Consider the following 20,586-nt stretch of genomic DNA (forward strand, 5'->3'; position numbering starts at 1 on the left):
TCCAGCGGCAACACGATCTTCGATCGATACTTCGTCTCCTCTTGAAGCGACCCCTCCCCCTACCCCCTCCCGCAAGGGGAGGGAGCTGGAACAACAAACATCTCGCCCCTCCCCTTGCGGGAAGAGGGAGGGGGATGGGGGAGGGCCGGCGCGATCCGCTATCATGGCGACTACAAATCCGATGGGAGCCTCCATGCCCGCCCTGCGCCTCTCCAAGATCGCGCTCGTCGCCGCCGTCGCGCTCTTCGCGCTGCTGGTCGCCTTCGGCAATGTGACCGACTACGGCAGCAATCTCGCCTTCGTCCAGCATGTCTTCATGATGGACACGATCTTCCCCGGCTCGACGATCAAGTACCGCGCGATCACCTCGCCGGCCCTGCAGCGGGCGGGCTATGCCGCCATCATCGCGGCCGAGGCCCTGACCGGCATCCTCTGCGCCTGGGGCGCGCTGCGGCTCTGGCGCCTCCGCCGCGCCCCGGCGCACGACTTCAACCGGGGCAAAGCGGTCGCGATCGTGGGCCTGACCCTGGGCTTCCTGCTCTGGCAGGTGGGCTTCATGACGGTCGGCGGCGAATGGTTCGGGATGTGGATGTCGAGCCAGTGGAACGGCATCGAATCCGCCTTCCGCTTCTTCATCACCATCCTCGGCGTGCTGATCTATCTGGCCTTGCCGGACGGCGAGATCGAGGGCTGAGGGACCGGGCGGCCCCCTCCCTCGCCCTTCCCCGCCTTGCGGGAGATGATTACAGAACACCCTTAACCCTCTGGCGTGGCAGGGTTTCTGTCGCTATGAACGACTCCGCCCTTCGTGTAGGATGCCCTCTTAGGCCCGGTTCCGGGCCGCCATCGAAAGATTTCAATCACGGGTGAATGAATGACGGGCTCCAAGGGCGTGATGGCCGGCAAGCGCGGCCTGATCATGGGGGTCGCGAACGACCGGTCGATCGCCTGGGGCATTGCCCGCGCCGTGGCCGACCAGGGCGCCGAGCTCGCCTTCACCTATCAAGGCGAGGCCCTCGAGAAGCGCGTGCGGCCGCTGGCGGCCTCGATCGGCGCCAAGCTGGTGGTGCCCTGCGACGTCTCGACGGACGCCAGCATCGACAGCGCCTTCGCCGAGGTGGAGAAGAGCTGGGGCGGGCTCGATTTCGTGGTGCATGCCATCGCCTTCTCCGACAAGGACGAGCTCAAGGGCAAGTATCTTTCGACCAGCCGCGCCAACTTCGCCCTCACGCTCGACATCTCCTGCTACTCCTTCACCGCTGTCGCCCAGCGCGCCGTGCCGCTGATGAAGAACGGCGGCAGCCTGCTCACCCTCTCCTATTACGGCGCCGAGCGTGTCATGCCGCATTACAACGTGATGGGCGTCGCCAAGGCGGCACTCGAGGCCAGCGTGCGCTATCTCGCGGCCGATCTCGGGGAGCAGAATATCCGCGTCAATGCCATCTCGGCCGGCCCGATCAAGACGCTGGCGGCCTCGGGTATCGGCGACTTCCGCTACATCCTCAGATGGAACGAGCTGAACTCGCCCCTGAAACGCAACGTCACGACCGAGCAGGTCGGCGGTGCCGGGCTCTATCTCCTCTCCGATCTCTCCTCCGGCGTGACGGGCGAGGTGCATCATGTCGACAGCGGCTATCACCTGGTCGGCATGCTGCGGACCGAATCCGCGCCCGAGCTCGCCCAGATGCTTCAGAACTTCGACGTGAAGTCCTGAAGCCCGCCCTGACATGTCCTTCAACAGCTTCGGCCAGCTCTTCCGCTTCACCACCTGGGGGGAGAGCCATGGGCCCGCCATCGGCTGCGTGGTCGACGGCACGCCGCCGCTGATCCCGCTCGCCGAGCCCGACATCCAGCATTGGCTCGAGCGGCGCAAGCCCGGCCAGTCGCGCTTCACGACGCAACGGCGAGAATCCGACACGGTGCGCATCCTCTCCGGCGTGTTCGAGGGCGTCACCACCGGCACGCCGATCAGCCTGATGATCGAGAACGAGGACCAGCGTTCCAAGGATTACAGCGAGATCAAGGACAGGTTCCGGCCCGGCCATGCCGACTACACCTACTGGGCCAAATACGGCATCCGCGACCATCGCGGCGGCGGACGTTCCTCGGCGCGCGAGACCGCGAGCCGCGTCGCCGCCGGCGCCATCGCACGCAAGGTTCTCGCCCATATCCTGGGCCCGTCGGTCGTCATTCGCGGTGCGCTCGTCCAGATCGGCCGCCAGCCGATCGACCGCAACCGCTGGCGCTGGGAGGCGGTCGAGCAGAATCCGTTCTGGTGCCCCGACCCCGAGACCGTACCGATCTGGGAAACCGAGCTCGACGCCGTGCGCAAGGCCGGGTCCTCGACCGGCGCGGTTATCGAAGTGATCGCGTCAGGTGTTCCGGCGGGCCTCGGCGCGCCGATCTATGGCAAGCTCGACGCGGACCTGGCCTCGGCGATGATGAGCGTTAACGCGGTCAAGGGCGTCGAGATCGGCGCCGGCTTCGCGGCCGCCGCCCTCTCCGGCGAAAGCAATGCCGACGAGATGACGATGGAAGGCGGCAAGGTCGCGTTCCGGTCGAACCAGGCCGGCGGCATCCTGGGCGGCATCTCCACAGGCCAGGACATCGTGGTCCGCTTCGCCGTCAAGCCGACCAGCTCGATCCTGACGCCGCGCCATTCGGTCACGACCGATGGAAGGGAGGTCGATGTTTCGACCCGGGGCCGCCACGATCCTTGCGTCGGCATCCGCGCGGTCCCTGTCGGCGAAGCCATGATGGCCTGCGTGCTCGCGGATCACCTCCTGCGTCATCGGGGGCAGGTGGGAGGCTGAGGGGTCAAGGTGGCGACAGTCATCCATTCTTTTCCCGTCATCCCCCGCGAAAGCGGGGATCCATCTTGATCCAGCGTCACAAGCTTGACGTTAGGCCCCGCTTTCGCGGGGGTGACGGGCGATGAGCGCGCGTTGCGCGACATTCGTCGGCATGACGATGGAGGCATCGTGCTCTTCTCCGACGACATCGAGCTGTTCTACCGGCTGGGCGTCGCCATCGCGATCGGCGTGATCGTCGGCGTCGAGCGGCATTGGCGCGAGCGGGACGAGCCCGGCGGCAGCCGCACGGCCGGAATCCGCACCTTCTCCCTCATCGGCATGCTCGGCGGCGCCGTGGGCCTCCTGGAGGGTGCCGTCGCCGACCATGGCGGCCCCACGGGCCTGGTCACCGTCGGCGCCTTCATCGCCTTTGCCATCGTCTTCGCCTGGTTCAAGGCCAGGGAATCCGAGATCGACCGCGATTTCAGCGTCACCACCGTGATCGCCGCGCTGCTGACCTTCCTGCTGGGCACGATGGCCGTCATGGGCGAGATGCAGGTCGCGGCCGCTGGCGGCGTCGCGCTGGTCGCGATCCTGGCCTCGCGCGAGATGCTGCATCGCTTCCTGAAGACGCTCACCTGGCCCGAGCTGCGTTCCGCCATCGTGCTGCTCGGCATGACCTTCGTCATCCTTCCGCTCGTGCCCGACGAGCCGATCGGTCCCTATGGCGGCATCTCGCCGGCAAAGACCTGGACGCTGGTGGTGCTGCTCGCCGCGATCTCCTTCGTGGGCTATGTCGCGGTCAAGGCGCTGGGCGCGTCGCGCGGCGAGGTGGTGGCCGGTGCCATCGGCGGCATCGTCTCCTCGACGGCCCTGACCGTGTCGAATGCGCGCAAATCCCTGGCTGGCAACGAGATCAGGCCGCTGGCGGCGGGCGCGGCCGCGGCCGGCGCCGTCTCCTATCTGCGCACGGCGGCCCTCGCGGCCGGGCTTGCACCGGCGATCATGACGTCGATGGTGCCGCCCCTGGTCGCCGGCGCGGCGGTTTTCATCGCCGCCGCCTTCCTTCTCGCCCGCGGCCAGGGCGGAACGGCGGAACCGCCGCCGGGCGAGAATCCATTCGACCTGATGTCCGTGCTCAAGCTGACCCTGCTTCTCGTGGTGGTCGCCTTCCTGTCGCGCGCGGCCTCGGCGGTCTTCGGCGCCGGGGGCCTCTTCATCGTCTCGGGCCTCTCGGGTCTCGCCGATGTCGACGCGGTGACCGTGACGGTGGGGGGCCTGCTGAAGCAGGGGCTCGCGGCCGACACGGGGTTCTTGGCGCTGTCGGCGGGCGTGATCGCCAACACCGTCGCCAAGGCCGTCTATGCGGCGGTGCTGGGCAAATCGGGCTTCGCCTGGTGGCTGGGCCTCGCCTCCGCTCTCGCCATCGCCGCCGGTGCCGCGATCCACCTGGCCGTGCTGGCCATCCAGGCTAGCGGCTGAACCGCGCCACGATCTCGAGATGCGCCGACCAGGGGAACTGGTCGACCGGCCGGGCCCAGTCGAGGCGATAGCCACCGTCGACGAGGATGCGCGCGTCGCGCGCGAAGCTGGCGGGGCTGCAGGAGACGGCGACCACGAGCGGCGGGCCGCCGCGCGCGAGGGCTTCGGCCTGCGCCTTGGCGCCGCTCCGCGGCGGATCGAACAGGAGCGCGTCGAAGCGTTTGAGCTCGACGGGCTGCAGCGCCGCGCGCTCGAGATCGCGCCGTTCGACCGTCAGACGATGGCCGATATTGGCGCGCTTGACCGCCGCCTGCAGCGCATCGGTCGCCGCTTTGTCGCCCTCGACCGCATGGACCTTGGCCGCTTTCGACAGCGGCAGGCTGAAGCTGCCGCAGCCGGCGAAGAGATCGGCGATGCGCTCCGCCCCCTCGAGCGCCGCCTGCGCTTCGGCCAGGAGCAGCGCCTCGCCTTCGCGGCTCGGCTGCAGGAAGGCGCCCGGCGGCAGCGCCACCGCAACGCCGCCAAAGGTGATCGCCGGCGGACGGCGCAGGATGATGGGTTCCGGCAGCTCGGCGGGACGGCCCCAGCTCACGCGCGCCAGATCGAGCCGATCGGCCAGCGCCGCCAGCCGCGTCCGCATCGCCGTGTCGGGCGGGTTTCCTGGCTGCTCAATCAACAGATCGATTCCGGCCTCGGTCGTCGTTGCCTCGAGCGCGGCATGACCGCCCGGTGCCAGCATGCCCTCGAGGCCCGACCGCAGCGGCCCGATCAACCGATCCAGCGCCGGAAGCAGCAGCAGGCAATGCTCGATATCCACGACCGCGTGGCTGTCGCGCTGGTGGAAGCCGAAGGTGACCTGCCTGCCGCGCGTGCCGGCCGCGAACCGGACGCGGCGCCGCGACCCCGGCGCCACGCGCGCCAGGGGCTTCAGGACCGTCTCGCGCAGGCCGCGCTTGGCCAGCGCCTCCCTCAGCAGCCCTGCCTTCCATTCGGCGTAGGTCTCGTCGCGCAGCTGCTGCAGCGCGCAGCCCCCGCAGGGGCCGAAATGCGGACAGGGCGGCTCGACCCGGTCAGGCCCCGCCGCCAGCAGCTCGATCGCCTCGCCCGCAAGCCCGTCGCCCTTGGTGCTCACGATCCGGACCGACAGCCGGTCGCCGGGAACCGTCGCCGGCACATAGACAGGACGGCCGTCGAGCGATCCCACGCCATCCCCCTGCCCGCCGATCCGCTCCACGGCGATCTCGGCTTGGCGGACGGCGAAGGGAGTCTTCCTGGGTCTATGTCCGGTTCGTGACATGCGCGCGACAACCTAATTCGACTCGTCCGCCACTGCCACCCTTCGATAGCCGCCCGGCCCCCTGCCCTCGATCATCGGGTCAAACTCCGCCGATGGCGGCAGAGGACGACGGCTAGGCTCTTGCTGCCCATGCGCGAAAGCGGCAAGGATGGCGCATGGGATTCTTCCGCTGGATCGGGCGCATCCTCATCGGCGCCCTGGCGGGCATTGGCTTGCTGGTCATTGCCGCCGTCCTCCTCGCCGGTTCCGTCTGGCGCGATCTCTCCAACCGCATCGAGCCGGTGCCGGAGCAGACGCTGCTGACCCTCGACCTCAGCGACGGCGTGAACGAGAGCAACGACGCCGATCCCTTCGCCCTGGCCGGCTTCACCCGGGGCATCACCATGCCGGATCTGGTGCTGGGCCTCGAGGCCGCCAGCCATGACGCCCGCATCAAGGGCCTGGCGCTGAAGCTTGGCACCGGCGACCTGCCGCTCGCCCGCGCCCAGGAGATCCGCGATGCCCTGACCGCCTTCCGCGCCCAGGGCAAGTTCATTCTCGCCTTCGCCGAAAGCTTCGGCGAGGCCGGCAACGGCAACAGTCACTATCTGCTGGCGACCGGTGCCGACGAGATCTGGCTGCAGCCCTCGGGCGATGTCGGATTGACCGGGCTGCGCCTCGAGACCCCTTTCTTCCGCGACGCGCTCGACTGGATCGGCGTCTCGGTCCAGATGGATCGGCGCAAGGAATACAAGGGTGCCATCGACAGCCTGACCTCGAATTCCATGCCCGCCCCGCAGCGCGAGAATCTGCAGCAGCTGGTCAATTCGATGTCGACCGCGCTGGCGCAAGCCGTCGCGGCGCGGATCGGCGGCGACGAGGAGGCGGCGCGCGCCCTGATCGACCAAGGCCCGTTCCTGGCGGCCGACGCGCTCAAGGCCAAGCTGGTCGACCGGCTCGCCTATCGCGACGAGTTCGAGACGGAGCTCGATCGGCGCGCGGCCGGCGCCAAGCGCTATGCGCTTGCCGACTATGCCGCGATGGTGAAGCCGCCCAAGGACGCGCCGCAGATCGCCCTGATCCACGGGCTGGGTCCGATCCAGCTCGCCGCGGACGGCAGCCCCTTCGGCGATGTCGTCATGGACGCCCAGACCGTCTCCGAAGCGCTGCGCTCGGCCCGCGAGGATCCCGCCGTCAAGGCCATCCTGTTCCGTATCGACAGCCCCGGCGGCTCCTATGTCGCGGCCGACACGATCTGGCGCGAGGTGGCGCGGGCGCGCGAGGAAGGCAAGCCGGTCGTGGTCTCGATGAGCGGCGTGGCCGCATCGGGCGGCTATTTCGTGGCGGCACCGGCCGCCGTGATCGTCGCCGAGCCCACCACCATCACCGGCTCGATCGGCGTCTTCGGCGGCAAGTTCGTGCTGAGCGAGCTCTGGACCAAGCTCGGTGTCACCTTCGATGGCGTGCAGGCCGGCGCCAATGCCGACATGGACAGCGCCAATCGCGACTACAGCTTTGCCGGCTGGAACCATCTCCAAGCCTCGCTGGACACGATCTATCAGGATTTCGTCACCAAGGTCGGCGCCGGCCGCAAGCTCGGTGCCGATGCCGTCGAGCAGGTGGCCAAAGGGCAGGTCTGGAGCGGCGCCGACGCGGCGCAGAACGGCCTGGTCGACAAGCTGGGCGGGCTCTCGGTCGCGATCGCGGAGGCGCGCCGGGCGGCGGGCCTGGCCCCGGACACGCCGATCCAGCTGGTTCCCTTCCCGCAGGCGCCCCACGACCTGACCTCCTTCCTGGAGCAGTTCGCCAAGGCCGCCGAGACGCGCCAGTTCGCCCTGCTGGGCCGGATTGGCCGGATCGCCGCCGGTTTCGAGCGGTTGCTGGATGCGAATTCGTCGGTCCAGGCCCAAATGGCGCCGGTCATCCCCGCTTCGCGCTGAAAAAGGGAACATTTCCATGGCATCGGCGTCTTGTTGGAGTGCCGCGTGATCCCCGCCTTGTCTTTCGGCTTGGCCACCTCACATTGAATTCATGACCCAGCACAAACCTGCAAAGCCGGGAAAGAAGCCAAACCGATCGCCGGCGAAGCCCGCCGAGCCGAAGGAAGACCCGGTCGAGCAGGATTCGAGGGACAGTTTCCCCGCCAGCGACCCGCCGAGCTGGGTTCCCGTCACGGGCGAAGGCACCCCCGACCGCAGCGGACGCCAGCGCTCCTGAGCGCGCGAGACACGGCAAGAAGATTCCACCGCTTGAACCGGCTTGCCCTTCATTCGGCCCGATCCCGGATTAGATTCCAGAAACCCGCCTGCCGGCCCAGATAGGCCGACCCTTCATGGCTGAGATGCGCGGCATCCCGATAGATGATGACGCCATCTTCATAGGCCGGGCATTTGCTCTCCTTGCAGATGAGCCGGTTCAGCCAGATGACCGGCCATCTCGTCTCGAGCTTCCGGAGCAATTGGTAGGACAGGATCGTACCCAGCGAATAGCTCGAGGTCTCGAAATTGCAGCCAGCAGGATCGTCCCCGTTGGCGAGGGCGCGCACCAGGCAGCCGCCGATGTCGCTGCCGTTCTGCGGCATCGGCGACACGACGACGACATGCCTGCCGAGTTCGTGGACGGCCGTCAATGTCCGCTCCAGCGCCGCCAGGACCATCGGCTCCGTTCCAGGGATGGGCTGGCCCTCGTCGCTCACGACGCGGCGGTTGGGATCCAGGAGATAGTCGATCGACGACGACAGCACGACATACTCGACCGCCGGATGCGAGCGGAGCCAGTCGAGGATTCGCTCGTTCTGCCGGATGCAATCGACACCGCGGTTCTCGCCAGCCGACGCCAGACCCGACAGCGGAGCGCAGCCGGTCCTCGTCATCTGGATCAAGGCCGGTGCTCCGTTCGATGCTGTAATCGCGTCGGCCAGATGCATCGCAACGCTGTCGCCCCAGAGAAGCACCACGGGGTCGTCGCCGGTCTGGCATTTGGGTGAGAAGGTCAGTTCGCCGTCGCAGTCGCGATCGAGGCCGAAATTGATCCGGACGCGTTCGCCGAGGTCGGCCGCAGTATGGGCCAACCCGCCGGCTGGACTGTAGGCCAGACCAAAGGCCATCAGCGCCCAGGCGGCCGTCAGCGCGCCGATCGAGAACCGCCGCGAGGACCGGGCCCAGGAGAGATCGCGCCGTCGCCACGGTTGCTCGATCCATCGCCAGGTGACCAGCGCCAGCAGAAGCGTCAGGCCGATCGAGCCGCATGCCTGGAGCGGGGTCAGGTCGGCGCCAAGCCGATAACGAGCGAGGGCCAAGACGGGTTGATGGAACAGATAGGCGCCGTAGCTGATCCGTCCGACCCCGACAAAGGCGCGGGACGCGAGCACACCGTGGACCCAGGTGTCTTTCGACGCGCCCAGCAGGATGGCGCCCGTTCCCAGCACCGGAAGAAGGCCGGCCACGCCCGTCACTCTCGTCTTGTCGTCGAACAGCATGAGCGCGCAGGCCAGCGCCAGGATGCCGGCGGACGATGAGAAGCCGCCCCAAAGCCGGCTGGGCGATAGGCGCAGACCCGCGCACAAGGCGCCGGCGGTGAATTCCCAAACCCTCGTAGGCGCCCAGAAGAAGGCGAAGCTCGCATGGTGCCAGGACAGGTATTCGCCCGCCGCCAGGCTCGCAGCTGCCACGGTACAGAGCGCGATGACCCGCCATCGGCGCCCGTATCGATGCAGAAGGATGAGGCCGATCGGCCAGAGCAGATAGAGCTGCTCCTCGACCGCAAGGCTCCAGGTATGAAGCAGCGGCTTGAACTCGCTCGCCGTGTCGAAATATCCGGTTTGGCGCCAGAAGAAGATATTCGAGACGAACAGGCAGACCGAAACGACACTGGCCGAGAATGTCTCGAAATCCGGCGGGCTCAGCCACGCCCAGGCAAAAGGCAGGCAGCAAAGGATCATGAAGAACAGGGCCGGCAGGATGCGCCGAGCCCTGCGCTCATAGAAGCCGGTGAAGCTGAACCCGCCGGCCTCGATCTCGCGCTGGATGATCGAGGTGATCAGATAGCCGCTGATGACGAAGAAGACGTCGACGCCGACATAACCGCCGCTGAACGTCGTGAAGCCGGCATGCAGGAGGATCACCGGCACGACAGCGATGGCCCGGAGCCCCTCGATCTCGGGCCGATAGGCAATCCTGTTGCTCATCAATATCGCATCCCCGACCTGCGCCCGCGGGTCCAGGTTCGACGAATGACTGGCGGAAGCCTCCGCAAAGGGAGGTCCGAAAACCGGCTAGGCTTTAATGTTCGGGAGTCTCACCCGGCACGATGAAATACCCCTGCGCAAATCATATTCGCGTACAGGAATATTTGCCAAGCGCCCGTATGGAAGCGGCTCCCGCGGGCCGCCCGCCAAGGGCCAGCCGCCATGTCAGACGCGACGCAGCCGAAGCGCGTTCGTCACAACCGAGACCGAGCTGAGGCTCATGGCCGCAGCCGCAAAGAGCGGCGACAGCAGAAGACCGAAGGCGGGGTAGAGCACCCCGGCCGCCACCGGCACGCCCAGCGCGTTGTAGATCAGCGCGAAGACCAGGTTCTGCTTCATGTTGGCGACGGTTGCCTGCGAGAGCTGTCGCGCCCGCGCGATGCCGCGCAGATCGCCTTTGACCAGCGTGACATGGCCGCTGTTCATCGCCACGTCGGTTCCGGTTCCCATCGCGATGCCGACCGTCGCCCGGGCCAGCGCCGGCGCGTCGTTGATGCCGTCGCCCGCCATGGCGACGCGCCGCCCCGCGGCCTGGAGCTTGGCCACCAGGTCGACCTTGTCCTGCGGCCGCACCTCGCCATGGACCTCGTCGATGCCGAGCCGCTGCGCCACGGCTCGCGCCGTGGTGAGCCCGTCGCCCGTGGCCATCACCACCCGGATCCCGGCCTCGTGAAGCTGCCGGATGGCCTCCAGCGACGTGTCCTTGATCGGATCGGCTGCCGCCACCAGGCCTGCCGGCTTCCCCTCCACCGCGACGAACATGACCGAAGCGCCTTCGGCGCGGCGCGCCTCGGCCGCCTCGCGCAAGGGCGCCGTGTCGACGCCCTGCTGCTGCATGAGCACCGTGTTGCCGACGGCGACCTTCTTGCCGTCGACCCGGCCGCGAACGCCGATGCCGGTCGCCGATTCGAAATCCTCGGGCTTGCCGAGCGCAAGGCCGCGCCGCTGCGCTTCGGCCACGATCGCGTCGGCCAGCGGATGCTCGCTGCCCTGGTCGAGGCTCGCCGCATAGCGCAGCACGTCGTCCTCGCCGAAGCCCGGGCCCGCGACCGCGCTGTGGAAGGCGGGCTTGCCCAGGGTGAGCGTTCCGGTCTTGTCGACGATCAGCGTGTCGATGGTGCGCAAGGATTCGATCGCCTCCGCGTCGCGGAACAGGATGCCCGAGGTGGCGCCCTTGCCGGTCGCGACCATGATCGACATCGGGGTGGCGAGGCCCAGCGCGCAGGGGCAGGCGATGATCAGCACCGCCACCGCGTTCAGCACCGCATAGGTCCAGCGCGGCTCGGGACCGGCGAAGCCCCAGACCAGCAGCGTCGCGAGCGCGATGGCGAGAACCGCGAGAACGAACCAGAAAGAGACCGCATCGGCCATGCGCTGCATCGGGGCGCGCGAGCGCTGCGCCTGCGCCACCATCTGCACGATCTGCGAGAGCATGGTCGCCGAGCCCACCTTCTCCGCCCGCATCACCAGGCTGCCCGTGCCGTTGATGGTGGCGCCGACGACCTTGTCCCCGGCCTGCTTCTCCACCGGCATCGGCTCGCCGGTGATCATCGATTCATCGAGGCTCGACCGCCCCTCCTCGACCACGCCGTCGACCGGCACCTTTTCGCCCGGCCGCACCCGGAGCCGGTCGCCGACATGCACATGGGTCAGCGGCACGTCCTCCTCGCCGCCGTCGGCGCGAAGGCGCCGTGCCGTCTTGGGCGCCAGCCCCAGCAGCGACTTGATCGCGGCCGAGGTCTGCGACCGCGCCCTCATCTCCAGCATCTGCCCCAGCAGGGTCAGCGACACGATCACGGCGGCGGCCTCGTAATAGACTCCGATGCGGCCATGCGCCTCGAAACCCTGCGGGAAGAGCTCGGGTGCGAAGGTGGCGACCAGGCTGTAGAGGAAAGCCGCGCCCACGCCCGTGCCGATCAGGGTCCACATGTTGGGACTGCGATGACGGATCGACTGCGCCCAGCGGACGAAGAACGGCCAGCCGGCCCAGAACACGATCGGCAACGACAGAATCATCTCGATCCAGGTTCGCGTCGTGGCGGACAAGCCCGGCAGATAATGTCCCGCCATCGCCAGCACCAGGACGATGACGGTGAGCGGCAACGTCCACCAGAAGCGACGCTGAAAGCTGACCAGCTCCGGATCGGGTCCCTCCTCCAGCGTCGGCATCACCGGTTCGAGCGTCATGCCGCAGATCGGGCAGTTGCCCGGGCCGGGCTGCCGGATCTGCGGATGCATCGGGCAGGTGTAGATCGTTGGTTGCGATGCCGAAGCGGACGACGGCGCCACGGGGGCGGCGTTCTTCACGGCCGCATGATGGGCATGGCCTGCCGGGTGATGATGCTCATGGTCATGCATGGCGACGCCTCCAGAGAGGCATCTTGGACGAGCCCGCCGGGTGCCACAATCGCGCGCGCAAACCTTGCCACGTGGGATGGCCGGGCTTGCGGCACAATGTCCGCTACGGTTGGTAGCGCGCGCCGATCAGGAACTCGCGATTCCCCTCGGGACCCGTGATCGGGCTCTCGGTGATGCCGGCCACCTGCCAGCCCGGCCGCCGCTCGAGCCAGCCGCGGATGCGCGCGCAGACCTCCTCATGCAGCGCCGGATCGCGCACCACCCCGCCCTTGCCCACGCGGCTCGCACCGACCTCGAACTGCGGCTTGATCAGCGCGACCAGCCAGGCGCCGGGTGCCGCCAGCGCCAGTGCTGCCGGCAGCACGGTCTCGAGCCCGATGAAGCTCGCATCGCAAACGATGGCGCCCACAGGCTCGGGAATCTCCGCGCGCGTGAGATGGCGCGCATTGGTCTTCTCCAGCACGACCACGCGCGGGTCCTGGCGCAGCTTCCAGGCGAGCTGTCCATGGCCGACATCGACCGCGTAGACGCGGGCCGCCCCGTTCGCGAGCAGCACGTCGGTGAAACCGCCGGTCGAGGCCCCGACATCGATCGCGATGCGCCCCTCGACCGGAAACCCGAAATGCGCAAGCCCATGGGCGAGCTTGAGACCGCCGCGCGAGACCCAGGGATGATCCTGGCCGCGCAACTCGAGCGGCACGTCGACGGCGAGGCTGTCGCCGGGCTTGGCCACGCGTTTCTCACCGCTGAAGACGAGGCCCGCCAGGATCAGCGCCGCCGCCTTGCTGCGGCTCTCGGCGAGCCCCCGGTCCGCGACGAGCTGATCGGCCCGCGTCTTCCCGGTCTTGCCGGACTTGCTCGCGGGACCGGCGCCCATCTCAGGCTCCCGCTGGCAGCAGCCGGCGGCTGACCCGTTCGAAGCGCAGGGTCAGCAGGATCGCCGTCACCGTGAGCCCCAGCGCCATGCCCCACCAGATGCCGATGGGCCCCCAGCCGAACCCGAAGGCGAACAGCGCGGCGCTGCCGAGGCCCGTCACCCAATAGCCGCAGAGCCCGATCGCCAGCGGCATCACCGTGTCCTTCAGGCCGCGCAGCGCTCCGGTGGCGGCGATCTGCATGCCGTCGGCCACCTGATAGATGGCGGCGACGAACAGCAGCTGCACGGCGAGATCGATCACCGCCTCGTTGCCTTCCATCTCCGGATCGAGGAAGAGGTTGGCGATCGTCACCGGAAAGCTCAGCACGATGGCGGCGGAGAACAGCATGTAGCCGATGACCGTCATCATGGCGACATGGCCCGACCGCCGTCCCGCCCGCGGATCGCCAAGCCCGATATTGAAGGCGACGCGCGCCGCGGCCGCATGCGAGATCGCGGCCGGCACCATGAACATGGTCGAGAGGAACATGATCGCGATCTGGTTGGCCGCGAGCGCCGAAGCGCCCAGCACGCCCATGAGCAGCGCACAGGCCGTGAAGAACCCGCCCTCGGCCCCCGCCATGCCGCCCGCGGGCAGGCCCAGCCGCAGGATCTGGCCGATCGTCTGGGGGTCGATCCGCCGCAGCGCATGAAAGACACGATAGCGGAGATAGCGCTTCGACCAGGCAACCTCCGCCGCCAATGCCAGCAGCATGGTCCAGCAGACGATCGTCGAGGCCCAGCCGGCACCCGCCACGCCCATCGCGGGCACGCCCAGATGGCCGAACACGAAGACGATATTGAGCCCGAGATTGAGCAGGATCGAGGCGACGGTGATGAAGAAGACCGAGCCGGTGGATCCCAGCGCCGTCATCATGCTGCGCAGCACCGAGAACCAGAGATAGGGCAGGAAGCACCACATCATGGCGCGCACATAGGCCTCGGCGAAGGGCAGGATCGCCGGATCCTGGCCCAGGAACCGCAGGATCGGCGCGATATACCAGCCGATCAGCAGGCCCGGCACCGTCAGCCCGATCGAGACCCAGAAACCCTGGCGGGCCGCATGGGCGACGCCTTCGGGATCGTTCTTGGCATGGGCTTCCGCGGCCAGGACCGCCACCACCGAGACCACGCTCATGGCGACGAACAGCAGCGAGAAATAAAGATTGGCGGTGATGCCGACGGCCGCGAGCTCGACGCTGCCGAGCCGGCCGACGATGATCGTGTCGGTGACGCTGATCGCCATCTCGGCGATATAGGCGGCCGCCAGCGGACCCGCGACCCGGACCAGCGCCCCGAACTCGCCTCCGGCCGTCTGGGGGGCAACGGCCGAAGCGGCCGTTACCCCCGCTTGGGTCATGCGCGTGCTGAGGCGTGACTGATATCGACGCCCAGGGCCTGGAGAGCCGTGGCGACGATGTGCTTCGCGTTCAGAGCCGCTTCGTCGTATTGCAGCTCCGGCTTGTTGTGGTCGATGAAGCGGTCCGGCAGCACCATCGGCCGGATCTTCGGCCCGTTGTCGAGCTGGCCGGTGATCGCCAGGAACTGCAGCACCTGCGAGCCGAAGCCGCCGACCGAACCTTCCTCGATCGTGATCAGCACTTCGTGCTCGGCTGCGAGCCGCCGGATCAGGTCCTCGTCGAGCGGCTTGGCGAAGCGCGCATCGGCCACCGTCGTGGACAGGCCGCGCGCGCCCAGCTCCTCCGCCGCCATGCAGGCATCCTTGAGGCGCGTGCCGAAGGAGAGGATCGCGACCTTGGTGCCCTCGCGGACGATGCGGCCCTTGCCGATCGGCAGGATCTGGCCCTTAGCCGGCATCTCGACGCCCACGCCGTCGCCGCGCGGATAGCGGAAGGCCGAGGGCCGGTCGTCGATTGCGACCGCGGTGGCGACCATGTGCATGAGCTCGGCCTCGTCGGCCGGCGCCATGATCACGAAGCCCGGCAGGCAGCCCAGATAGGCGACGTCATAGGCACCGGCATGGGTGGCGCCGTCGGCTCCGACCAGGCCGGCGCGGTCCATGGCGAAACGCACCGGCAGCTGCTGGATCGCCACGTCATGGACGACCTGGTCATAGGCGCGCTGCAGGAAGGTCGAGTAGATCGTGCAGAAGGGCTTGAAGCCCTCGGTCGCGAGGCCCGCGGCGAAGGTCACGCCATGCTGCTCGGCGATGCCGACATCGAAGCAGCGGTCCGGGAAGCGCTTGCCGAACTTGTCGAGGCCGGTGCCCGACGGCATGGCCGCCGTGATCGCCACGATCTTGTCGTCCTGCTCGGCTTCCTGGATCAGGGCCTTGGCATAGACGGCCGTGTAGCTCGGCGCGTTGCTGACGGGCTTCGCCTGCACGCCGGTGATCACGTCGAACTTGGTGACGCCGTGATACTTGTCGGCCGCCTGCTCGGCCGGCGCATAGCCATGGCCCTTCTGGGTCACGACATGGATCAGGATCGGGCCGCCCTCTTCGTCGTCGCGGGCATTCTTGAGCACCGGCAACAGGTGCTCGAGATTGTGACCGTCGATGGGCCCGACATAATAGAAGCCCATCTCCTCGAACATGGTGCCGCCGGTCACGAGGCCGCGCGCATATTCCTCGGCGCGCCGCGCGGTTTCCTTCAGCCGGCGCGGGAAATGCTCGGTGATTTCCTTGCCGAGATTGCGCAAATGCCGGAACGATTTCGACGAGAGCAGCCGCGCCAGATAGGCGCTCATGGCGCCCACCGGCGGCGCGATCGACATATTGTTGTCATTGAGGATGACGATCAGCCGGCTGTTCATGGCACCGGCATTGTTCATCGCCTCATAGGCCATGCCGGCGCTCATGGCGCCGTCGCCGATCACGGCGATGACATGGTTCTTCTTGCCCGCGAGGTCGCGCGCCACGGCCATGCCGAGGCCGGCCGAGATCGAGGTCGAGCTGTGGGCGGCGCCGAACGGGTCGTAAGGGCTCTCGGAACGCTTGGTGAAGCCCGAAAGCCCGCCGCCCTGGCGCAGCGTGCGGATGCGGTCGCGCCGGCCGGTCAGGATCTTGTGCGGATAGGCCTGATGGCCGACATCCCAGATCAGCCGGTCGGCCGGCGTGTCGAAGAGATAGTGGATCGCGACCGTGAGCTCGACCACGCCCAGGCCCGCACCCAGATGCCCGCCGGTGATCGAGACCGCCTCGATCATCTCCTGGCGCAGCTCGTCGGCGAACTGGCGAAGCTGGCTCGGATCGAGCTTCTTCAGGTCGGCCGGATTGTCCACTTGGTCGAGCAGCGGCTTTTTGCTGTTAGGAGGGGTCAACTGATGTCCTTTCGTTTCGGCACCCGGGCGGGTCGCAAGGCTTTAAAGGCATTGCGCGAAGGCCTCAATGCTTACGGTTGACCACGAAGCCGGCCATTTCACGCAAAAGGTCCGCCTTTTCGTCGAACAAATCAAGATGGGCCGCCGCCTGGCGGGCCAGGAGCTGGGCCTGTTCGCGGGCCCGTTCCACACCGAGAAGGGCGACAAAGGTGGCTTTTCCCGCCGCGCTGTCGGCGCCCACGGGCTTGCCGATCGTGGCCGCGGTGCCCTCCGTGTCGAGCAGGTCGTCGGCGATCTGGAAGGCCAGCCCGAGGTCGTGGGCATAGGCCAGGAGCGCGTGGCGCGCCTGTTCCGAAGCTTGCCCCAAGATTGCCCCAGCCACGCAGGCGAAGGCGATGATCTCGCCGGTCTTGAGCCGCTGCAGGCGGGTGATGGCCCCGATATCGAGGCTCGCCTTCTCGGCCTCCAGATCGATCATCTGGCCGCCGACCATGCCGGCCGCCCCGGCGGCCTTGGCCAGCGCCAGGACCAGCTCGGCGCGCACCGCCGGATTCGGGTGAGTCTCCGGGTCCGCCAGCACCTCGAAGGCCAGCGTCAGGAGCCCGTCGCCGGCCAGGATCGCCACCGCCTCGTCGAACTCCTTGTGCACCGTGGGCCGGCCGCGCCTCAGGTCGCTGTCGTCCATCGCCGGCAGGTCGTCATGGACCAGGCTGTAGCAGTGCATCATCTCGATGGCGGCCGCGGCCCGGCGCGCGCTGATGTCGTTCACGTCGAACAGGCGCGAGCCCATCATGACCAGGAAGGGACGGATGCGCTTGCCCCCGCCCAGGCAGGCATAGCGCATGGCCTCCAGCACCCGCCGTTCCGCGCCTTCGGGGGCCGGGAGAAGCTGTTCGAGCGTGCGGGTGATGGTCGTCGCGACTTCGTTCAGTGCGGCGTCGATGGATGGCAAGGAAGCAACCTTTTCTGTTTCAGCCCAGATCCACAGGCTCGCTGCCCACGCTCCCATCGGCGCCGATGACGATCTTGGCGACCTTTTCCTGGGCATCGCGCAGCTTGGCTTCGCAATGACGCTTCAGGGCGGCACCGCGCTCATAGAATTGCACCGCCTCGTCGAGCTTGCTTTCGCCCTTCTCGAGTGCACGCACCAGGGCCTGCAACTCGCCGAGCGCCTCCTCGAAGCTCATCTTGGCGATGTCGGCGGGGATCTTGGATTCAGCCATTTCGGATCGGGGACCCCTCGAAAAACGGTGCAGTCTAGTCGGCCGGCCGGCGGCGAACAAGGCCGGGAAAGAGGCAATTTTCACGGCTTTTTCAAGCAGTTCCCCGATTCGTCCCCAGCTCCATTAGGGCCCGGACATGGGCGGCGGCGCTGCGGGCGAGCGCGGCCAGGTCATAGCCGCCCTCGAGCGCCGAGACCAGCCGGCCGCGGCAATGGGTCCTGGCGACCTCCGCCAACGCATTGGTGACCCAGGCGTAATCGGCCTCCACCAGCTCGAGCATGGCGAGCGGGTCGGCCCGGTGGGCGTCGAAGCCGGCCGAGATCATGATCAGGTCGGGCTGGAAGCGGTCGAGCGCCGGCAGCACCCGCTCCGTCATGATCGCGCGGAACTCGGTGGATCCGGCGCCAGGCGGCAGCGGCGCATTGACGATGTTGCCGATGCCCCGCTCTTCCAGGGCACCGGTGCCGGGATAGAGCGGCCACTGGTGGGTCGAGGCGTAGAACAGCCCTGGATCGCGCTCGAACATATGCTGCGTGCCGTTGCCGTGATGCACGTCGAAATCGATCACGGCGATCCGCTCGAGCCCATGAGCCTGGCGGGCATGGACGGCACCGATCGCGACATTGTTGAAGAGGCAGAAGCCCATCGCCTGGTCGCTCTCGGCATGATGGCCGGGTGGGCGAACGGCGCAGAAGGCGTTGTCGGCCTCGCCCGCGACCACCGCATCGACGGCGGCGACGAGGGCGCCCGCCGCGCGCAGCGCCGCCTCGCCGGAGCCGGGCGAGGCCGTCGTGTCGCCATCGAGCAGCACATAGCCCTCGGCCGGGATCGCCTCCATCACCGCCTCGACATAGCGACGGTCATGGACCGCTGCGATCTGGTCGAGCGTCGCGCGCGGCGCCATCCGCCGCTCCAGGAGCGCGAACTCCTCGGCCTCGAGCGCGCCGATCACGGCGCGCAGCCGGTCGGAACATTCCGGGTGCCCTTCTCCGGTGTCGTGGTCGAGGCAAGCGGGATGGGTATAGAGCAGGGTGGTCATGACGAGGGCCGGACTTCCATGTCTCTGCGCGCCTGAGCGATGGATGCAATTCGGAGCCTGTCGCATCAATCCCCGGGCTTCTGTCTCGGGGCACGATGCGGCGATGGGACGCTCGCAGGCAAGCGACACCTGCGAGAGCGATGCCCCAGGTCTTAACGCATCTTTCAGCCGGCGCCCTCGAAAAATTGACCTGGACCGGAAAGCGACTAAATAAATTGCGGGAACGTGCGCCTTCTCGCGGGAAGGGCGTCGCGGCGGTGCCGGGACGGTCCGGGGCGCTTCAGAGAGGACGCATGAGATTTCGCCTGGGCTTATTGGCATTGGCTTTCGCGACCTGTTCGGTTCCGGCTTGGGCCGAACCGACGGGCGATAGCACCACGCCGAACGTCCCGCCGACGGCGGCGCAGACCGCCGCGCCGACGCCCGCGCTCCCCAGCTTCTCCGGCGACCTGGCGCATGCGCTGGAAACGCCCGGCCTGCCGCAAAGCCTGGCCGCGCTCGGCCTCGATCCCGCGAGCCTCGACAGCTTCTACAAGTCTCGCCCGCAGGCTCTCTGGGTCAGCGACCAGGGGCTCACCCCGAACGGCTTGGCGCTGCTGAACGCCTTGGGGAAGGCGGCGACCGCCGGCTGTCACACGGTCGATGCCGCCGTCGCCCATGCCCAGGCGCTGTCACCCGCGGCCACCGGCCCCGAGCGCGTCGAGCTGGAGCTGACCCTGACCGGCGCCTTGGCCGAAGCGGCCTTCGCCGCCGTGGCGCCGTTCGAGGCCGTGACCAAATCCGAGCTGCTCGATCGCATCGATCAAGCCGACCTTCCCGGCTCGATGGCATCGCTGCTGCCGCAGGAGGCCGGTTACTGGGCGCTCGTCGGCAGCTTCTGGAAACATCTCGACCTTGCCAATGAAGGCGGCTGGCCGACGGTCCCGACCGGTCCCAAGCTCGAGCTCGGCATGAAGGACCCGCGCGTCGCGGCCTTGCGCGCGCGCCTCGCCGTGACCGACGGCGCCCTGGCCGATGTGGCCGAGCCGGACATGTTCGATGCCGATCTGGTGACGGCGGTCGAGGCCTTCCAGCGCCGGCATGGGCTCGGGGACGACGGCGTGGTCGGTTTCAAATCGATCGATGCGCTGAACGTGCCGGTCGGCGCCCGGCTTCAGACCATCGCCTACAATCTGAAGAAGCGGCATGACGCCGGCGCCGACTGGGGTGACCGCTACATCATGGTCAACATCGCCGCGGCGACGATGGTCTTCGTCGATGGCGGGCAGAAGGCCTACGAGACCAACACTGTCGTCGGCCGGACCGATCGCCAGACGCCCGAGCTCGACAGCGCCGTCAACCGGCTCGAGTTCAATCCCTACTGGACCGTGCCGCCCAAGATCGCGCGCGTCGACCTTCTGCCGAAGATGCAGAAGGATCCGGGTTACTTCGCCGCCCATGGCATCCGGATCTATTCGGGCTGGGAGGAATCGGCCGAGGAGATCGATCCCGAGAAGATCGACTGGTTCAGTGCCGACGCGAAGGCGATGCGCTACCGCCTGCGCCAGGACCCGGGGCCCGAGAATGCGCTGGGGCCGGTCAAGTTCCTGTTCCCCAATCAATATGACGTCTATCTGCACGGTACGAACCATCCCGACCTGTTCGTGAAGCCGGCGCGCTTCTTCAGCTCGGGCTGCATCCGCCTGCCGCGTCCGATCGAGTTCGCCGCGATCGTGCTGCGCGAAGATGCGGGCTGGGACCAGGCGCGCATCGACAGCGTGCTGCAGAGCGGGATCAACACGCCCGTCCGCTTGGCGCGGCCGATCCCGGTCCATCTGGTCTACCGGACCGCCTGGGTCGACGATGCGGGCAACACCCAGTTCCGCGACGACATCTACGGCCGCGACAAGCGTGCCCTCGCCAAGGCACCGACCATCACGATCTCCCAGGCCGGCAAATAGCGGGACCGGCCGTCGATTCGCAGGCCTTCCAA

16 protein-coding genes are annotated in these 20,586 nt (G+C 68.0%); 6 read left to right on the forward strand and 10 right to left on the reverse strand.

From position 1 onward, the window contains the following. The first annotated feature begins 193 nt into the window (after positions 1-193). The 4 genes from FRZ61_RS18780 to FRZ61_RS18795 all read left to right on the forward strand — a co-directional run bounded on the left by FRZ61_RS18780 (position 194) and on the right by FRZ61_RS18795 (position 4,274). Positions 194-694 (forward strand): DUF2165 family protein, encoded by a 501-nt coding sequence (locus FRZ61_RS18780; protein ID WP_151119167.1) that lies wholly within the window; start codon positions 194-196, stop codon positions 692-694. Positions 695-874: 180 nt separating this feature from the next. Next, the gene (fabI, locus tag FRZ61_RS18785; protein ID WP_151119168.1) at positions 875-1,714 is read left to right on the forward strand and encodes an enoyl-ACP reductase FabI; all 840 of its coding nucleotides are present in this window, start codon (positions 875-877) and stop codon (positions 1,712-1,714) included. 13 nt (positions 1,715-1,727) lie between these two features. Beyond that, complete coding sequence (gene aroC / locus FRZ61_RS18790) at positions 1,728-2,813, forward strand: chorismate synthase (protein WP_151119169.1); 1,086 nt, start codon at positions 1,728-1,730, stop codon at positions 2,811-2,813. Positions 2,814-2,945: 132 nt separating this feature from the next. Continuing rightward, positions 2,946-4,274: an MgtC/SapB family protein gene (locus FRZ61_RS18795; protein ID WP_225308893.1), complete on the forward strand. Its 1,329-nt coding sequence runs from the start codon at positions 2,946-2,948 to the stop codon at positions 4,272-4,274. Here FRZ61_RS18795 and FRZ61_RS18800 read toward each other — a convergent pair. Beyond that, a complete protein-coding gene (locus tag FRZ61_RS18800) occupies positions 4,264-5,571 on the reverse strand; it encodes a class I SAM-dependent RNA methyltransferase (RefSeq protein ID WP_151119170.1) in 1,308 nt (435 codons plus the stop codon). The genes FRZ61_RS18795 and FRZ61_RS18800 overlap by 11 nt on opposite strands. A gap of 155 nt (positions 5,572-5,726) precedes the next feature. On the opposite strand from FRZ61_RS18800, the gene sppA reads away from it, so the two are divergent. Next, on the forward strand, positions 5,727-7,490 hold the full coding sequence (gene sppA, locus FRZ61_RS18805) for a signal peptide peptidase SppA (RefSeq protein ID WP_151119171.1): 1,764 nt from the start codon (positions 5,727-5,729) through the stop codon (positions 7,488-7,490). Between the two features lie 78 nt (positions 7,491-7,568). Here sppA and FRZ61_RS18810 read toward each other — a convergent pair whose 3' ends face one another. From FRZ61_RS18810 to FRZ61_RS18850, 9 genes are all read right to left on the reverse strand, one after another. Continuing rightward, a complete protein-coding gene (locus tag FRZ61_RS18810) occupies positions 7,569-7,820 on the reverse strand; it encodes a hypothetical protein (protein ID WP_151119172.1) in 252 nt (83 codons plus the stop codon). Next, on the reverse strand, positions 7,817-9,736 hold the full coding sequence (locus FRZ61_RS18815) for an acyltransferase family protein (RefSeq protein WP_151119173.1): 1,920 nt from the start codon (positions 9,734-9,736) through the stop codon (positions 7,817-7,819). The genes FRZ61_RS18810 and FRZ61_RS18815 overlap by 4 nt, the downstream gene beginning before the upstream one ends. Positions 9,737-9,961: 225 nt before the next feature. Then, positions 9,962-12,154 carry a copper-transporting P-type ATPase gene (locus tag FRZ61_RS18820; protein WP_263641738.1) on the reverse strand — a complete coding sequence of 731 codons (2,193 nt, stop codon included), beginning with the start codon at positions 12,152-12,154 and terminating at the stop codon, positions 9,962-9,964. 103 nt (positions 12,155-12,257) lie between these two features. Next, entirely contained in the window at positions 12,258-13,031 is a 774-nt protein-coding gene (locus tag FRZ61_RS18825; protein WP_151119174.1) for a TlyA family RNA methyltransferase, read from the reverse strand. 1 nt (position 13,032) lies between these two features. Further along, a complete protein-coding gene (locus tag FRZ61_RS18830; protein WP_151119175.1) occupies positions 13,033-14,430 on the reverse strand; it encodes an MATE family efflux transporter in 1,398 nt (465 codons plus the stop codon). Then, positions 14,427-16,352: a 1-deoxy-D-xylulose-5-phosphate synthase gene (gene dxs / locus FRZ61_RS18835; RefSeq protein ID WP_151119176.1), complete on the reverse strand. Its 1,926-nt coding sequence runs from the start codon at positions 16,350-16,352 to the stop codon at positions 14,427-14,429. The genes FRZ61_RS18830 and dxs overlap by 4 nt, the downstream gene beginning before the upstream one ends. Positions 16,353-16,416: 64 nt before the next feature. After that, entirely contained in the window at positions 16,417-17,304 is an 888-nt protein-coding gene (locus FRZ61_RS18840) for a polyprenyl synthetase family protein (protein WP_225308894.1), read from the reverse strand. Positions 17,305-17,323: 19 nt separating this feature from the next. Continuing rightward, positions 17,324-17,575: an exodeoxyribonuclease VII small subunit gene (locus FRZ61_RS18845; RefSeq protein ID WP_151119178.1), complete on the reverse strand. Its 252-nt coding sequence runs from the start codon at positions 17,573-17,575 to the stop codon at positions 17,324-17,326. A gap of 91 nt (positions 17,576-17,666) precedes the next feature. Further along, on the reverse strand, positions 17,667-18,614 hold the full coding sequence (locus FRZ61_RS18850; RefSeq protein ID WP_151119179.1) for a histone deacetylase family protein: 948 nt from the start codon (positions 18,612-18,614) through the stop codon (positions 17,667-17,669). 293 nt (positions 18,615-18,907) lie between these two features. Between FRZ61_RS18850 and FRZ61_RS18855 the strand changes: the two genes are divergently transcribed. After that, positions 18,908-20,554: a L,D-transpeptidase family protein gene (locus tag FRZ61_RS18855; RefSeq protein ID WP_191909101.1), complete on the forward strand. Its 1,647-nt coding sequence runs from the start codon at positions 18,908-18,910 to the stop codon at positions 20,552-20,554. The last annotated feature ends 32 nt before the right edge of the window (positions 20,555-20,586 follow it).

It is taken from the genome of Hypericibacter adhaerens (genome assembly GCF_008728835.1).
In the GTDB taxonomy this organism is placed as follows: Bacteria; Pseudomonadota; Alphaproteobacteria; order Dongiales; family Dongiaceae; genus Hypericibacter; species Hypericibacter adhaerens.

Bases quoted from the DNA above. Each gene is read 5' to 3' on its own strand.
- sppA (WP_151119171.1), top strand. From the start codon at position 5,727: ATGGGATTCTTCCGCTGGATCGGGCGCATCCTCATCGGCGCCCTGGCG.
- FRZ61_RS18850 (WP_151119179.1), bottom strand. From the start codon at position 18,614: ATGACCACCCTGCTCTATACCCATCCCGCTTGCCTCGACCACGACACC.
- FRZ61_RS18810 (WP_151119172.1), bottom strand. From the start codon at position 7,820: ATGAAGGGCAAGCCGGTTCAAGCGGTGGAATCTTCTTGCCGTGTCTCG.
- FRZ61_RS18825 (WP_151119174.1), bottom strand. From the start codon at position 13,031: ATGGGCGCCGGTCCCGCGAGCAAGTCCGGCAAGACCGGGAAGACGCGG.
- aroC (WP_151119169.1), top strand. From the start codon at position 1,728: ATGTCCTTCAACAGCTTCGGCCAGCTCTTCCGCTTCACCACCTGGGGG.
- FRZ61_RS18820 (WP_263641738.1), bottom strand. From the start codon at position 12,154: ATGCATGACCATGAGCATCATCACCCGGCAGGCCATGCCCATCATGCG.
- FRZ61_RS18800 (WP_151119170.1), bottom strand. From the start codon at position 5,571: ATGTCACGAACCGGACATAGACCCAGGAAGACTCCCTTCGCCGTCCGC.
- FRZ61_RS18780 (WP_151119167.1), top strand. From the start codon at position 194: ATGCCCGCCCTGCGCCTCTCCAAGATCGCGCTCGTCGCCGCCGTCGCG.
- FRZ61_RS18845 (WP_151119178.1), bottom strand. From the start codon at position 17,575: ATGGCTGAATCCAAGATCCCCGCCGACATCGCCAAGATGAGCTTCGAG.
- fabI (WP_151119168.1), top strand. From the start codon at position 875: ATGACGGGCTCCAAGGGCGTGATGGCCGGCAAGCGCGGCCTGATCATG.
- FRZ61_RS18855 (WP_191909101.1), top strand. From the start codon at position 18,908: ATGAGATTTCGCCTGGGCTTATTGGCATTGGCTTTCGCGACCTGTTCG.
- FRZ61_RS18830 (WP_151119175.1), bottom strand. From the start codon at position 14,430: ATGACCCAAGCGGGGGTAACGGCCGCTTCGGCCGTTGCCCCCCAGACG.
- FRZ61_RS18815 (WP_151119173.1), bottom strand. From the start codon at position 9,736: ATGAGCAACAGGATTGCCTATCGGCCCGAGATCGAGGGGCTCCGGGCC.